The organism is Pseudomonas sp. 478 (genome assembly GCF_003254125.1).
In the GTDB taxonomy this organism is placed as follows: domain Bacteria; phylum Pseudomonadota; class Gammaproteobacteria; order Pseudomonadales; family Pseudomonadaceae; genus Aquipseudomonas.
This window is the reverse complement of record NZ_QKZG01000001.1, coordinates 674,658-687,619: the sequence shown is the minus strand read 5'-3', so window position 1 is coordinate 687,619 and position 12,962 is coordinate 674,658. Positions and strand designations below refer to the sequence as shown.

The 12,962-nt window shown below is 60.1% G+C and carries 11 protein-coding genes; 1 reads left to right on the top strand and 10 read right to left on the bottom strand.

Annotated elements, in window-relative coordinates:
- Positions 1–43 precede the first annotated feature (43 nt).
- The 4 genes from creD to DFS28_RS03360 all read right to left on the bottom strand — a co-directional run bounded on the left by creD (position 44) and on the right by DFS28_RS03360 (position 4,382).
- Positions 44–1,414, bottom strand: a complete 1,371-nt coding sequence (creD, locus tag DFS28_RS03375; protein WP_111448549.1) for a cell envelope integrity protein CreD — start codon at positions 1,412–1,414, stop codon at positions 44–46.
- A 285-nt stretch (positions 1,415–1,699) separates the two neighbouring features.
- Complete coding sequence (gene creC / locus DFS28_RS03370) at positions 1,700–3,121, bottom strand: two-component system sensor histidine kinase CreC (RefSeq protein ID WP_111448548.1); 1,422 nt, start codon at positions 3,119–3,121, stop codon at positions 1,700–1,702.
- Positions 3,121–3,801 (bottom strand): two-component system response regulator CreB, encoded by a 681-nt coding sequence (gene creB / locus DFS28_RS03365; protein WP_111448547.1) that lies wholly within the window; start codon positions 3,799–3,801, stop codon positions 3,121–3,123. Before creB ends, creC begins: the two co-directional genes overlap by 1 nt.
- Before the next feature lie 74 nt (positions 3,802–3,875).
- On the bottom strand, positions 3,876–4,382 hold the full coding sequence (locus tag DFS28_RS03360) for an ATP-dependent zinc protease (protein ID WP_111448546.1): 507 nt from the start codon (positions 4,380–4,382) through the stop codon (positions 3,876–3,878).
- 314 nt (positions 4,383–4,696) lie between these two features.
- On the opposite strand from DFS28_RS03360, the gene DFS28_RS03355 reads away from it, so the two are divergent.
- Positions 4,697–5,584 carry an acyltransferase gene (locus DFS28_RS03355; RefSeq protein ID WP_111448545.1) on the top strand — a complete coding sequence of 296 codons (888 nt, stop codon included), beginning with the start codon at positions 4,697–4,699 and terminating at the stop codon, positions 5,582–5,584.
- Position 5,585: 1 nt separating this feature from the next.
- Here the strand turns inward: DFS28_RS03355 and DFS28_RS03350 are convergent, their stop codons facing one another.
- The 6 genes from DFS28_RS03350 to DFS28_RS03320 all read right to left on the bottom strand — a co-directional run bounded on the left by DFS28_RS03350 (position 5,586) and on the right by DFS28_RS03320 (position 12,962).
- Positions 5,586–6,137, bottom strand: coding sequence for a DUF2780 domain-containing protein (locus DFS28_RS03350; protein WP_111448544.1), 552 nt, complete (start codon positions 6,135–6,137; stop codon positions 5,586–5,588).
- A gap of 203 nt (positions 6,138–6,340) precedes the next feature.
- Entirely contained in the window at positions 6,341–7,540 is a 1,200-nt protein-coding gene (fdhA, locus tag DFS28_RS03345; protein WP_111448543.1) for a formaldehyde dehydrogenase, glutathione-independent, read from the bottom strand.
- Positions 7,541–7,748: 208 nt separating this feature from the next.
- Positions 7,749–8,606, bottom strand: a complete 858-nt coding sequence (gene purU / locus DFS28_RS03340; protein WP_111448542.1) for a formyltetrahydrofolate deformylase — start codon at positions 8,604–8,606, stop codon at positions 7,749–7,751.
- Between the two features lie 204 nt (positions 8,607–8,810).
- A complete protein-coding gene (locus DFS28_RS03330) occupies positions 8,811–9,443 on the bottom strand; it encodes a sarcosine oxidase subunit gamma (RefSeq protein WP_111448541.1) in 633 nt (210 codons plus the stop codon).
- A 175-nt stretch (positions 9,444–9,618) separates the two neighbouring features.
- On the bottom strand, positions 9,619–12,636 hold the full coding sequence (locus tag DFS28_RS03325; protein ID WP_111448540.1) for a sarcosine oxidase subunit alpha: 3,018 nt from the start codon (positions 12,634–12,636) through the stop codon (positions 9,619–9,621).
- Positions 12,633–12,962 carry a sarcosine oxidase subunit delta gene (locus DFS28_RS03320; protein ID WP_046818244.1) on the bottom strand — a complete coding sequence of 110 codons (330 nt, stop codon included), beginning with the start codon at positions 12,960–12,962 and terminating at the stop codon, positions 12,633–12,635. The genes DFS28_RS03325 and DFS28_RS03320 overlap by 4 nt, the downstream gene beginning before the upstream one ends.

The window sequence follows — 12,962 nt, the reverse complement described above, 5'->3', positions numbered from 1 at the left end:
GCTTCCCCTTCCCGCTGATCCTCGCGCAACCCCAACGACCGGCTCATTCCACCGCTCCAATATCAAACACCAACGGCTTGGCCGGCTTCTGCCCGATCCCATACCAGTCCAGCTTGCGGGTCAGCACCATGAACACGCCCAACAACCCGAACAACAGCAGCGAACCCATCAACAACGCGTAATCCTCGGCACTGAGCAAGCCATAGAGCAAGCCATACAACGCCGCCAGCCCTGCCGAAAAACTCAAGCCGTGACGCACGCTGCGCAGCACATGGCAGACATAAAACCCGATCAACAATACACAGCTGCCCGCCGACAACAGATACGCCAGGGCAAAGCCGATGTGCTCGGACAGCGACAGCAACAGCAGGTAGAAAAACGCCAGCGCCACACCCACCAGCGCGTACTGGATTGGATGCACGGCCATGCTTTTGAGCACTTCGAACAGGAAGAATCCGGCGAAGGTCAGGGCAATGAACAGCAGCGCGTATTTGATCGCCCGATCACTCTTGAGGTACTGATCCACCGGATCGATGAAACTCACCCCGAAGTTGCGGCTCTTGAACTCGTCACAACGGTCGCTGGTCAGGCAGTTGGTCAAGGCTTCTTCCAGGTTGGTGGAAAAGAACGAAGTCTGCCAATTCGCGGTAAAACCTGTCCCGGTGACTTCACGCTGAGCCGGCAAGTAGTTGCCGATAAAACTCGGGTGAGGCCAGTTGGCCGCCAGTTGCACCTTGCTGGTTTTGCCGACCGGAGTGATCTGCAATTGGCCGGTGCCCTGCAGGCGCAGGTCAAAGGCGAACGCCAGTTCCGCGCCTTTGTGCCTGTCCAGCGCGGGCAACATGACGTGTGCCCCCTCGCCTAGCCAGCCCAGCTGCGTGCCCGGTTCAAAGTCCAGACTCTGACCATTGAGGTCCAGTTTCAGGGCATTTTCGATCCCGCGGATATCGCTGATGCCTATCGTCAGAAATGCTTGATCAAACTGATAGTCGGCGAAATCTTCCTTGATGCCCAGCTGCGCGGGAATCGAAAACAGGCCGCTGATGTGGTTGTCGGCGTGGTACAGCCGCGCCTCGTAAATCCCCCGCGAGCGCAACTCGGTCTGCACCTTGCCGTCGAGCTCGAAACGCTCCGGCAGAAAATACAGTTGGCCGCGTTCTTCGCCGGTTTCCTGGTAGCGCTTGTTGGTTTTCTCATTGGTCTTCCAGATCCGCACCACTTTGCGATACGGCACCACCATGATCGGACCGCTCAGTTGCTGGCTGTAGCTGGAACTGCGGGCGATGTCTTCGAGCACGCCGTCGCGCAGTTGCTGGCGGTCCTGGATTACGCCGTTAATCATCAGGAGCGGGATCAGCAACAACAGAATCAGAAGGGCAATTGCCCCGAGTTTTAGGGTCAGGCTGCGGTTCATGGGACTCTCCCTGTTTGGATGGGGAGAGTCTGGGATTTGTATGTGGAGGGTGTGTGGGGGGAATGTGGAGACTTTGTGGAGAGTGTTTTCGGCAAGGAAAACCACCCCTCACCCTAACCCTCCCGAAACGTCGGACCGCCCCAGGGGGTAGAGGGGACTGACCGAGGTGTTCTTGAGAAATTTTGCGACCGGGAAAATAGAGTCGAACTCAGGTTTTGAAAAGCTTGAAGATCTGCTCCCTTTCCCCTCTCCCCCGTGGGGAGAGGGCTGGGGTGAGGGGTGGATCTAAGCAGGCATACGCAATATGACTTGAACACCACCATCGACATTACCGATGCTCACCGCGCCACCATGCAACTTAACCACCTCTTCAACGAAGTTGAGCCCCAACCCCGTACTCTTGCGCCCGCTGTCCGGCCGCGGCAGGGAATAAAAACGTTCGCTCAACCGCGGCAACGCATAGTCGGGAATCGCCTCGGCCTGGTTAAAAAGTTTGAATTCGATTTGCTCGCCGACCTTTGCGGCACTGAATCGCAACACGCCCGTTGCAGGCGTGAAATCCAACGCATTCTCCAGCAGATTGCCCAGCGCCTGACGCAACAGGAACGGTTCACCGGTCAGCATCAGATCCGCTGCAATGGTTCGTTCCACGCGCAACTGCTTGCCTTCGATGCGCGCCGCCTGAGCGCTCAGCAATTCATCTATCAACTTCGCCAGCGGCACCGCCACCTGTTCCTCCAGCCCTTGGCGTTGCTCGACCAAGGCCAGATTCAACAGACGCTCGATCAACTGCTGCATTCGCGCACTTTCGCTGTCGATGTTGCTGACAAAACGCTGTTGCTGGGCCAGCGGCATCTCGCTTTGCAGCAATTCCGCCGCACCACGAATCGCCGCCAGCGGGCTTTTCAGTTCGTGGGTCAAAGTGTGCACGTAACGCTCGACGTAGGCTTTGCCTTCGAGCTGCGTGCGCATCTGCTCCACCGCCGTCGCCAGTTGCTCGAGTTCACCGCCACGGTAATGCGGAACCTCGACCCGCCGGCCTTCACTGACGGCCTGAGCGTAAGCAGTCAGCCGCCGCAGCGCAGCGCTCAACCACCACGACAACAGCGCGCCAAACAGCAGACCGAGGCCGATCAGCCCGGCCCCCCAGGCAAGCAATCGCCGTTCGGTGCGATCAACGTATGGCTGCAGCGAGCTATTGGGTTTGGCGACGGTGACCACACCGATGATCTGGCCGTTGTCGCGAATCGGGGCGCCGACGTGCATCACTGAGGAGTTCGGATCGTTCGGGTCGCTGCGGCTGGAACGAGCGCCGTATTCGCCTCGCAGGGTCAGTAAAACGTCGTTCCAGCGCGAGTAATCCTGCCCCACTGCCACTCCGCTGGAGTCCAGTACCACAACGCCCTTGGCATCGGTGACGTAGATGCGGTGGTTGACCTGATTTTTCGGCAAGCCCCAGATGCTCGCCTTCGGTTGCCGTTCGCCATAAGCCTTGAGCAGTTCGGGCCAGCGGTTCTTGTTCAAGGTGCCGGCCTTGAAGTCATCGCGCAGAATCTCGGCCATCAGGTTGGCGGTGTCGACCAGCGTTTCTTCGGTGGACTGGCGCACGCCGGGACGGATTTCCTCCATCACGGTGTTCAGCACGAAATAACCGGTCAGGCCGATAAACAGCACGTAGACCAGAAAAATCCGGATCCCCAGAGGCATCAGCTACGCCCCGGGCTGTAGCTGTAGCCGAGGCCGCGATGGGTCTGGATCGGCTCCGCGTCGGCCCTCACCTGGCGCAATTTGGCGCGCACGCTCTTGATGTGGCTGTCGATGCTGCGCTCGTACCCGGCATCAGCAGCGACGCCCAGCGCATCGAGCAATTGCTCGCGGCTGAAGACGCGTTCGGGTTGGTCCAGCAGGCATTGCAGCAGACGGAATTCATGGCGGGTCAGGGATAGAAGCTGACCGCGATAGCTGATCTGCACCCGTTCGCTGTCGATTCGAAACAGCGTCGATGCCACCTCGGCAGCCGCTCGCGGCGCCATGCGTTTGAGAATCGCACGGACCCGCGCCGCCACTTCCCTTGGGCTGAACGGCTTGACCACGTAATCGTCGGCACCGATTTCCAGGCCCACGACGCGATCGATTTCGGCATCACGGGCGCTGAGGAAGATCACCGGCACTTCGCTGAAACGCCGCAATTGCTTACAGGTCTCGAAGCCGCTGATGTCCGGCAGACCAATGTCGAGAATGATCAGGTCGGCCGGAGTCTGGCGCTGATGCTCAAGCGCAGCGGCGCCAAGGTTCAGCCAGGTGGTGGTGAAGCCCTCGCCCTGCAAGGCGAAAATCAGGGTGTCGGCAATCGCCGCTTCGTCTTCGACAATCAGGATATGAGGCATGGCGTCCGAGCCCGGGGATTAAGTGGGCGAACGGTGCCCCAAGGCTCACGTCACGTCAATGAGACCACTTGAAATCAGCAGTCGGGTTTGTCCGCGGTAAAGCGCCGTGCCGGGTTCACCGCCGCGCCGAACTCACGCAAGGCTTTGGCACCGATCAACAAAGGGTAGTTGAAGCTGCTGCGGTCAGTGAGGTTGACCTCCACGGTGCGCTTGACGTTGCCCAGGCACAGTTCCAGATCAACCACCGGACGCTTGGTGGGTTCGACCGCTTCTTTGTCGTCCTCGTCTTCTTCGGAGCGAGTCTTGATCTTGCTGATCCGCGCGATCTTGTGTTCGTAGACCTTGTTGCTCGCGCCTTTGGTAGCAAGGCGGAAACGCACCCACTCGTCGCCATCGCGGGTGAAGGTTTCGATGTCTTTGGCCGACAGCGACGCGGTCAGGGCGCCAGTGTCCATCTTGGCCTTGAGGACTTCGCCACCGATTTCCGGCAGCGCGATGTATTCATAGCGCCCGTACAGGGTCGGCTCAGCAGCCAGGACCGGCAGGGCCACGAGGGAAAGCAGTGCAAGGATAGATTTCACGTAATGGGCTTCCTTGAGGAGTGGACAGCGGAACTTTAGACCGTCAGTGAGCAATTCGTTCGTTCTTGAAATCGCTTCGCGGGCAAGCCACGCTCCCACAGGGTTTCGTGTCGTTCACAAACCTTGGGTACACCCCAATCTACTGTGGGAGCGGGCTTGCCCGCGAAGAGGCCGGCACAGTCCCCACAAATGCCCGACAGGTTCAAATCTGCTCAAGCATACCGCCGAAAAGGTGAAACATTCGTCGTCACCGATTTGGCCTGCCGTCCGAAGCTGCTTATCATTGCGCGCCCAAAGGCTTTCAAGAGTTACTTATGCGCCGCCTGCTCACCGGCTGTTTCGTTACCCTGCTGCTGTTGCTCAACACCCTCGTCCTGTTCGGGCCGCTGATGGTGTTCGCCTTGCTCAAACTGGTCCTGCCCGGGCGCTTGCGTGATTACGCCTCATGGACGGTGATGGGGATCGCCGAGACCTGGGCCGAAATCGACAAGCTGATTTTCCGCCTGTGCATCCCCACCCAATGGGACATCCGTGGCGGCGAGGATCTGCGGGTCGACACGTCATATCTGGTGATCAGCAATCATCAATCCTGGGTCGATATCCCGGCGCTGATTCAAACGCTGAACCGGCGCACGCCGTTCTTCAAGTTCTTCCTCAAGAAAGAGCTGATCTGGGTGCCGTTTCTCGGGTTAGCGTGGTGGGCGCTGGATTACCCGTTCATGAAACGCTACACCAAGGCATTCCTGGCGAAGCACCCTGAGTTGGCCGGCAAGGACCTGGAGATCACTAAAGCGGCGTGCGAGTTGTACAAGCGTCAACCGGTGACGGTGGTCAATTACCTGGAAGGCACTCGCTATACCGCAGCGAAAAGTGCCCAGCAGCAATCAACCTTCACCCACCTGCTCAGGCCCAAGGCTGGTGGCGTGGCGTTTGTTCTGGCGGCAATGGGTGAACAGCTGGACGCCGTCCTTGATGTGACGGTGGTGTATCCGCAGCAGACGATTCCGGGGTTTTGGGATTTGCTCAGCGGCAACGTCCCGAGGGTCATCATCGACATCAAGACCCGCGAACTCGACCCGGCGCTGTGGCAGGGCGATTACGAAAACGATCCGCAGTTTCGCGAAACCATCCAGAACTGGGTCAACCAGCTCTGGATCGAGAAGGACCTGCGCATCGACGCGTTGCGCGCCGAGCGCCGCTGAATCAGGTACCGGTGCCTGCGCCCCAGATCCCGCCCAGGTTTGTCAGCAGTGAACCGCCGACGCCCTGCTGACCGAAAAATTTCAGAAGCACGGGGGCAAACAGGCCGATCATGCCAGTGTCCATGCCCAACGCGTTGAAGGCACTGTTCAGGTCGTTGGTGTTACTCACGTTGCCCAAGAGGTTGTCCAGACCTGACGCTTTACCGGACGAGCCAAGCAAGCCGCTGAGGACGCCCAGTTCACCGCCACCGGACAGCAAGTCGATTCCGGGCACGCTTTTGGCCAATTCTGAGTAGTCGGTCGAACTCAATTGATTCTTCGCCAGACCGAGCATCGCCCCGGCACCGCCAATGGCTTGTTCTGTCGTCACGTCCAATTGGCTGAGCGCACTTAGCAGATCGGCCGTCTGCGCGGTTGGCGCGGCTGCGGCGGCGTCATCGTCCTGCGTGCCGGAGAGGGCATTGGCCGCATCGAACAGGCTGAACTGAGCAAAGACCGGACCGGCCGCCAGACACATCAGCGAAGCCAGTGCAAAACCGCGTGAAATCTTCATCCAGACATCCTCATGTGCCATGAAAACCGCCCGGCAATGGGCGGCGGAAAATCGTGGTTTGGACTGGCATCCAGGGGGATTGTTCCCAGGTTTGGCAAGCCCCTGACGAACAGTCGAAAAAGAATGGACCAAACATGGGAACGATCATCACAGCCATAAAAAACGGCGACCCGAGGGTCGCCGTTTTGTTTTGCCTGAAGCCGTTACGCTGCGCTGAACAGTTTGTGCGGATCGATCACAAACTTCTTCGGCACGCCCGCATCGAACTCACCATAACCACGTGGCGCGTCGTCGAGGTTGATCACCTCAACACCCACGATGTCGGCAATGTGGATACGGTCCCACATGATCGCCTGCATCAGTTGGCGGTTGTACTTCATCACTGGCGTTTGACCCGTGTGGAAGCTGTGGGATTTGGCCCAGCCCAGACCGAAGCGGATGCTCAGGCTGCCCATCTTCGCGGCGGCGTCGACTGCTCCCGGATCTTCAGTCACGTACAAGCCCGGGATACCGATTTTGCCAGCCACCCGAACCACGCCCATCAGCGAGTTCAGTACAGTGGCCGGAGCTTCGTGTTTCACCCCGTCATGGCCGTGACCACGCGCTTCGAAGCCCACGGCGTCGACGGCGCAATCCACTTCAGGCTCGCCCAGCAACGCAGCGATCTGTTCGTGCAGCGGGGTGTCCAGGGACAGGTCGGCGATTTCAAAACCTTGAGCCTTGGCATGCGCCAGGCGGACGGTGTTGACGTCACCGATGATCACCACGGCCGCGCCCAACAGGCGAGCGGAAGCGGCAGCGGCCAGACCGACAGGACCGGCACCAGCGATGTACACGGTGCTGCCCGGGCCAACGCCCGCCGTCACTGCGCCGTGGTAACCGGTCGGCAGGATGTCGGAGAGGCAGGTCAGGTCACGGATTTTTTCCATGGCCTTGTCGCGGTCAGGCAGTTTGAGCAGGTTGAAGTCGGCATACGGCACCATCGCGTATTCAGCCTGACCGCCGGTCCAGTCGCCCATGTCGACATAACCGTAAGCACCGCCCGGACGCGCCGGGTTAACACTCAGACAGACACCGGTGTGCATCTCTTTGCAGGAACGGCAGCGCCCGCAAGCGACGTTGAACGGGACGGACACCAGATCGCCGATCTGCAGGTTCTCGACGTCGCTGCCCTTCTCGATCACTTCACCGGTGATTTCGTGACCCAGTACCAGGCCGGTTTGAGCGGTTGTACGACCGCGCACCATGTGCTGGTCGGAACCACAGATGTTGGTGGACACCACACGCAGGATGACAGCGTGATTAATCTTCCTGCCGCGCGGGTCCTGCATTTTCGGATAGTCGATTTTTTGTACTTCGACTTTGCCATTGCCGAGATACACCACACCACGATTGCCAGACATGCTTTCACCTCGCTGTTGTTTTTATGTAACGGGCGCGTCGCCATGGATCGGCGGCGCGTTGATTGCTCGGGTTATTGCCCGTGTGTCTTGTGTTGTCTGTTATGGCCTCTTCGCGAGCAAGCCCGCTCCCACATTGGTTCTGGGATGTAGCCACATTTCGTGTACGGCGCAGACCCCCTGTGGGAGCGGGCTTGCTCGCGAAGGCGATCTAAAGAACGACGGTGCGATTGGCGTTGAGAAACACTCTTCGTTCAATGTGATAACCCACCGCCCGCGCCAATGTCAGCCCCTCGATATCCCGCCCCTTGGCGATCAGATCTTCCGGGTAATGACTGTGGTCCACGGCCTCTACGCCCTGGGCGATGATCGGGCCTTCGTCCAGGTCGTTGTTGATGTAGTGCGCCGTGGCGCCGACCAGTTTCACGCCCTTGTTGTAGGCCTGGTGATAGGGCTTGGCGCCCTTGAAACCCGGCAGCAGGGAGTGATGGATGTTGATTGCCTTGCCGTCGAGTTTGCGGCACAGCTCTGGCGACAGGACTTGCATGTAGCGGGCAAGGATCACCAGTTCGGCGCCGGACTCTTCGATCACCTGCCAGACCTGACGCTCCTGGGACGGTTTGTCGTTCGGGTCCAGCGGGAAGTGGTAGTACGGAATCTGATGCCAGTCCGCCAACGGCTTGAGGTCCGGGTGGTTGGAGACCACGGCGGCCACGTCCATCGACAATTGGCCGATGCGCTGGCGGTAGAGCAAATCGTTGAGGCAGTGATCGGCTTTGGAAACCATGATCACCACTTTCGGGCGGTAGTTCGGCGGCGTCAGTTCGAAGATCATGCCGAAGGCTTTACCACGCTCTTCGAGACCGGCGCGGAAGGCTTGTTCGTCGAAACCGTCGGGCTGGCGAAATTCCACGCGAATGAAGAAACGGCCCGAAAGCCGATCATCGAAGGAATGGTGCTCAGTGACGTAGCAGCCCTGCTCGAACAGAAAGCGGGTCACCGCATCCACGGTGCCGAGGACGCTTGGGCAGTCGGCGGTCAGAATCCATGTGTCTGGGGCGCGGCTCATAGTGCGGTGACTCCTGTTCGAAAATACCTACGCGACTGCGAAGACCTGTGGCGAGGGAGCTTGCTCCCGCTGGGTTGCGAAGCGACCCCAAAATCAGCAACCGCACTCCTTCAGAAGGAACGCGGATTCAGGTTTCACGACTGCTTCGCAGCCGAGCGGGAGCAAGCTCCCTCGCCACAAAAGCAGTCTTGACATACCACTGGGTCAGGCCTGGACGCTCAGGCCATATTCGGCAGCCGCATCCTGCAACCACAACCACCAGTAATCCGAAAAGCTGCGACGAATCAGCAGTTCCCAGGTGTCTTCAGCGGTATGGCGGATCACCAGTTGCGATTTGGCAAACACGGTGCCCACAGCCTTGCCCACCGGGAAGTTGTTGGGGTGCACGTCGTAGCTGGTGGACTTCATCAGCACCTGGCGCACATTCGGGCCGCTCAGTTCGAGGAGCTGCTGGCCGCCACTGACGTTGGTGATCGCGATGTGCAGGTCGCCCAGCGCTTCACGCAGTTTCTTCTCGGCGGCGAATTCTTCACCGGTCGGCACGATCAGCAGCCATTCATCCGGCCCCATCCATTGCAGGCTGGTTTCGCCTTTGACGACGACGGTCAGCGCGCCCGGCAATTCGATACCGAGGGCTTTGTGCACACCGGCAGCGAACGCAGCATCGTGGCCATCGCCACGAATGGTCAGGTGGCCGAGGAGTTTTTTCTCACGCACGATCACGCCGGCGCTTTTGCGGCCCTTGCCCACCAGGCTGGCGAGGTCGGCGTGATGCAGCGACGACTCGGCCTTGGCCCCAGTGGTTGGGCGTTGTTGGTAAACATTGGCTGCGGTCATAAAGCACCTGTTCCTGAATTCTGTTGTGCGGTTGGTCTCAACCCTTGTGGTGACCGGGCTGCCGTCTTCGCGAGCAAGCCCGCTCCCACATTTCGACCGCGGTCCCCTGTGGGAGCGGGCTTGCTCGCGAATGGGCCGACTCGGTGTCATTGCCCACCCACAAGATCTAGGGCCGTTAGATGTTCTGGCGATCGCCTTTCGGATCGAAGAACACCGAAGAAACGATTTCCGCCTCGATCACGCTGCCATCGGCCAGCGGTGCGAACACACGCTCACCCATGCGCTTCAAGCCGCCCTTGACCACACCCATGGCAAACGAATAGCCCAGGGAGTTGTGCAAGTAGCTGGAGGTCACGTGACCGACCATGGTCATCGGGATCGCCTGCTTGGTGTTGAACACCAGTTGCGCCCCTTCCGGCAGCCATTTGGTCGGATCGATCGGCTTCAGACCGACCAGCTGTTTGCGTTGATCACGCACGCAGTCTTCGCGGTTCATGCCACGCTGGCCAATCCACGAGAACGGTTTGGTGCGACCGACACACCAGCCCATGTTCAGGTCATCCGGGGTCATCGAGCTGTCAGTGTCCTGACCGACGATGATGAAGCCCTTCTCGGCCCGCAGCACGTGCATGGTTTCGGTGCCGTACGGGGTCAGGTTGTACTTCTTCCCGGCCTCGACGATTTTTTCCAGAACGCCCATGGCGTAGTCGGCCTGAACGTTGACTTCGTACGACAGTTCACCGGTAAACGAAATCCGGAACACCCGCGCCGGCACACCGCCGACCAGACCTTCTTTCCAGGTCATGAACGGGAAGGCTTCGTTGCTCAGGTCGATGTCGGTGACTTCGCTGAGCAGCTTGCGGCTGTTCGGCCCGGACAGGGTCATGGTTGCCCAGTGATCCGTCACGGACGTGAAGTACACCTTCAGGTCTGGCCATTCGGTCTGGTGGTAGATTTCCAGCCATTGCAGCACACGTGCAGCGCCGCCGGTGGTGGTGGTCATCACGAAATGGTTGTCGGCCAGGCATGCAGTCACGCCGTCGTCGAACACCATGCCGTCTTCTTTGCACATCAGGCCGTAGCGAGCCTTGCCCACATCGAGCTTGGTCCAGGCGTTGGTGTAGATGCGGTTGAGGAACTCACGGGAATCCGGGCCCTGGATGTCGATTTTGCCCAGGGTCGAAGCGTCCAGCAGGCCGACGCTGTCGCGCACGGCTTTGCACTCGCGCTTCACGGCGGTGTGCAGGTCTTCACCGTTTTTTGGGAAGTACCATGGACGCTTCCATTGACCGACGTCTTCGAACTCGGCGCCGTTCTTCACGTGCCAGTGATGCAGCGCAGTGAAACGCACCGGCTCGAAGATGTGCCCACAGTGACGGCCGGCCACGGCGCCAAATGTTACCGGCGTGTAGTTCGGACGGAACATGGTGGTGCCCATCTGCGGGATGGTCACGTTCAGCGAACGGGCGGCGATGGCCAGACCGTTGACGTTGCCGAGCTTGCCCTGGTCAGTGCCGAAGCCCAGCGCGGTGTAGCGCTTGACGTGCTCGACCGACTCGAAGCCTTCACGGGTCGCCAGTTCGATGGCGGCAGCGGTGACGTCGTTCTGCAGGTCGACGAATTGCTTCGGCGCACGGGCAGTGGCTTTTTCGTGAGGCACCTGGAACAGCGCCAGCGTCGGCTCTTCCAGACGGCTCAGGGCTTTGGGCAGTACGCCTTCGACCTTGCCGAAACCGGCTTCGCTGGCGGCGCGAGCACCACCTTCAAAACCATCGGCCAGGGAATCGCCGAGGCCGTAGACGCCATTGATGCCACCGACGCACACGCGTTTTTGCGGTGCTTCGCCCGGTACGAAACCGAGGATGTCTTCACGCCAGATCGGCTTGCCGCCCAAGTGCGATGCCAGGTGAACCACCGGGCTGTAACCGCCAGAGCTGGCGACCAGGTCGCAATCGAGCCACTCGCCCGGGCTGGTCACGGTGTGTGCTTTTACATCAATCGCGGCAACGCGAGCAGCAGTCACGTGCTTACTGCCACGGGCCTCGATCACGGCGCTGCCGGTCAGGATGCGAATGCCTTTGGCGCGTGCTTCTTCCACCAGCGCACCGCGCGGATTGCTGCGGGCATCGGCGATGGCGACGACTTGCAGACTGGCGTCGAGCCAATCCAGTGCAACACGGTAGGCGTGATCGTTGTTGGTCGACAGCACCAGTTTCTTGCCCGGTGCCACGCCGTAACGACGCACGTAAGTCGACACCGCGCCGGCGAGCATGTTGCCCGGCACGTCGTTGTTGCCGTAAACCAGTGGACGTTCGTGAGTACCGGTCGCCAGCACTACACGCTTGGCGCGAACCCGGTGGATGCGCTGGCGCACCTGGCCAATCGGAGCGCGGTCGCCGAGGTGATCGGTCAGGCGCTCGTGAATGGTCAGGAAGTTATGGTCGTGGTAACCGTTGACCGTGGCGCGCGGCAACAGCAGCACGTCCGGGGTGTTTTTCAGCTCGGCGATGACGCTGGCGACCCACTCGGTGGCAGGCTTGCCGTCGAGGCTTTCGCGGGAATCGAGCAGGCTGCCGCCGAACTCTTCCTGCTCATCGGCGAGGATCACACGGGCACCGCTGCGAGCAGCCGCCAGTGCAGCGGCCAGGCCAGCCGGGCCACCGCCGACGATCAGCACGTCGCAGTGCTGGTTCATGTAGTCGTAGGTGTCCGGATCGTTCTCGGTCGGCGAACGGCCAAGACCGGCGGCCTTACGAATGTACTTCTCGTAAGTCATCCAGAACGATTGCGGGTACATGAAGGTTTTGTAGTAGAAGCCCGGCGGCATCAGCTTGCCGCCGACCTTACCGAGAATCCCCATCATGTCGTTGTTCACGCTCGGCCAGCCGTTGGTGCTGGTGGCGACCAAACCTTGATACAGCGCTTGTTGCGTGGCGCGTACGTTCGGGATCTGCGTGGCTTCGGTCGCGCCGATCTGCAGCACAGCGTTCGGCTCTTCGGCACCGGCGGCGAAGATGCCGCGCGGACGGGAATACTTGAAGCTGCGACCGATGATGTCGACACCGTTGGCCAGCAAGGCCGCGGCCAGGGAATCGCCTTCAAAGCCTTTGTAGGTCTGGCCGTTGAAGGTGAAGCTCAGCACTTTGTTGCGGTCGATCCGTCCGCCGTTGGACAGGCGATTGATCTGGCTCATACCTTCTCTCCCAGAGCCGTGGCGGCCGCTTTCGGGCTATCGGTCTTGTCGGTGAATTGTGGCTTGGTGCCGATCTTGTAAGTTTCGAGAATCTCGTAGGTCACGGTGTCACGGGTGGCGTTGAAGTACTGACGGCAACCGGCGACGTGATCCCACAGCTCGTGGTGCAGACCGCGAGGGTTGTCGCGGAAGAACATGTAGTCGCCCCACTCCTCGTCGGTGCAGCTGTTCGGATCCAGTGGACGCGGGATGTGCGCCTGGCCGGATGCGTGGAATTCCTCTTCGGAGCGCAGTTCGCCGCAGTGAGGACAGAAGATATGCAACAT

Coding starts and splice junctions, on each gene's coding strand:
- creD (WP_111448549.1), bottom strand. CDS start 1,414: ATGAACCGCAGCCTGACCCTAAAACTCGGGGCAATTGCCCTTCTGATT.
- creC (WP_111448548.1), bottom strand. CDS start 3,121: ATGCCTCTGGGGATCCGGATTTTTCTGGTCTACGTGCTGTTTATCGGC.
- creB (WP_111448547.1), bottom strand. CDS start 3,801: ATGCCTCATATCCTGATTGTCGAAGACGAAGCGGCGATTGCCGACACC.
- DFS28_RS03355 (WP_111448545.1), top strand. CDS start 4,697: ATGCGCCGCCTGCTCACCGGCTGTTTCGTTACCCTGCTGCTGTTGCTC.
- DFS28_RS03350 (WP_111448544.1), bottom strand. CDS start 6,137: ATGAAGATTTCACGCGGTTTTGCACTGGCTTCGCTGATGTGTCTGGCG.
- fdhA (WP_111448543.1), bottom strand. CDS start 7,540: ATGTCTGGCAATCGTGGTGTGGTGTATCTCGGCAATGGCAAAGTCGAA.
- purU (WP_111448542.1), bottom strand. CDS start 8,606: ATGAGCCGCGCCCCAGACACATGGATTCTGACCGCCGACTGCCCAAGC.
- DFS28_RS03330 (WP_111448541.1), bottom strand. CDS start 9,443: ATGACCGCAGCCAATGTTTACCAACAACGCCCAACCACTGGGGCCAAG.
- DFS28_RS03325 (WP_111448540.1), bottom strand. CDS start 12,636: ATGAGCCAGATCAATCGCCTGTCCAACGGCGGACGGATCGACCGCAAC.
- DFS28_RS03320 (WP_046818244.1), bottom strand. CDS start 12,962: ATGTTGCATATCTTCTGTCCTCACTGCGGCGAACTGCGCTCCGAAGAG.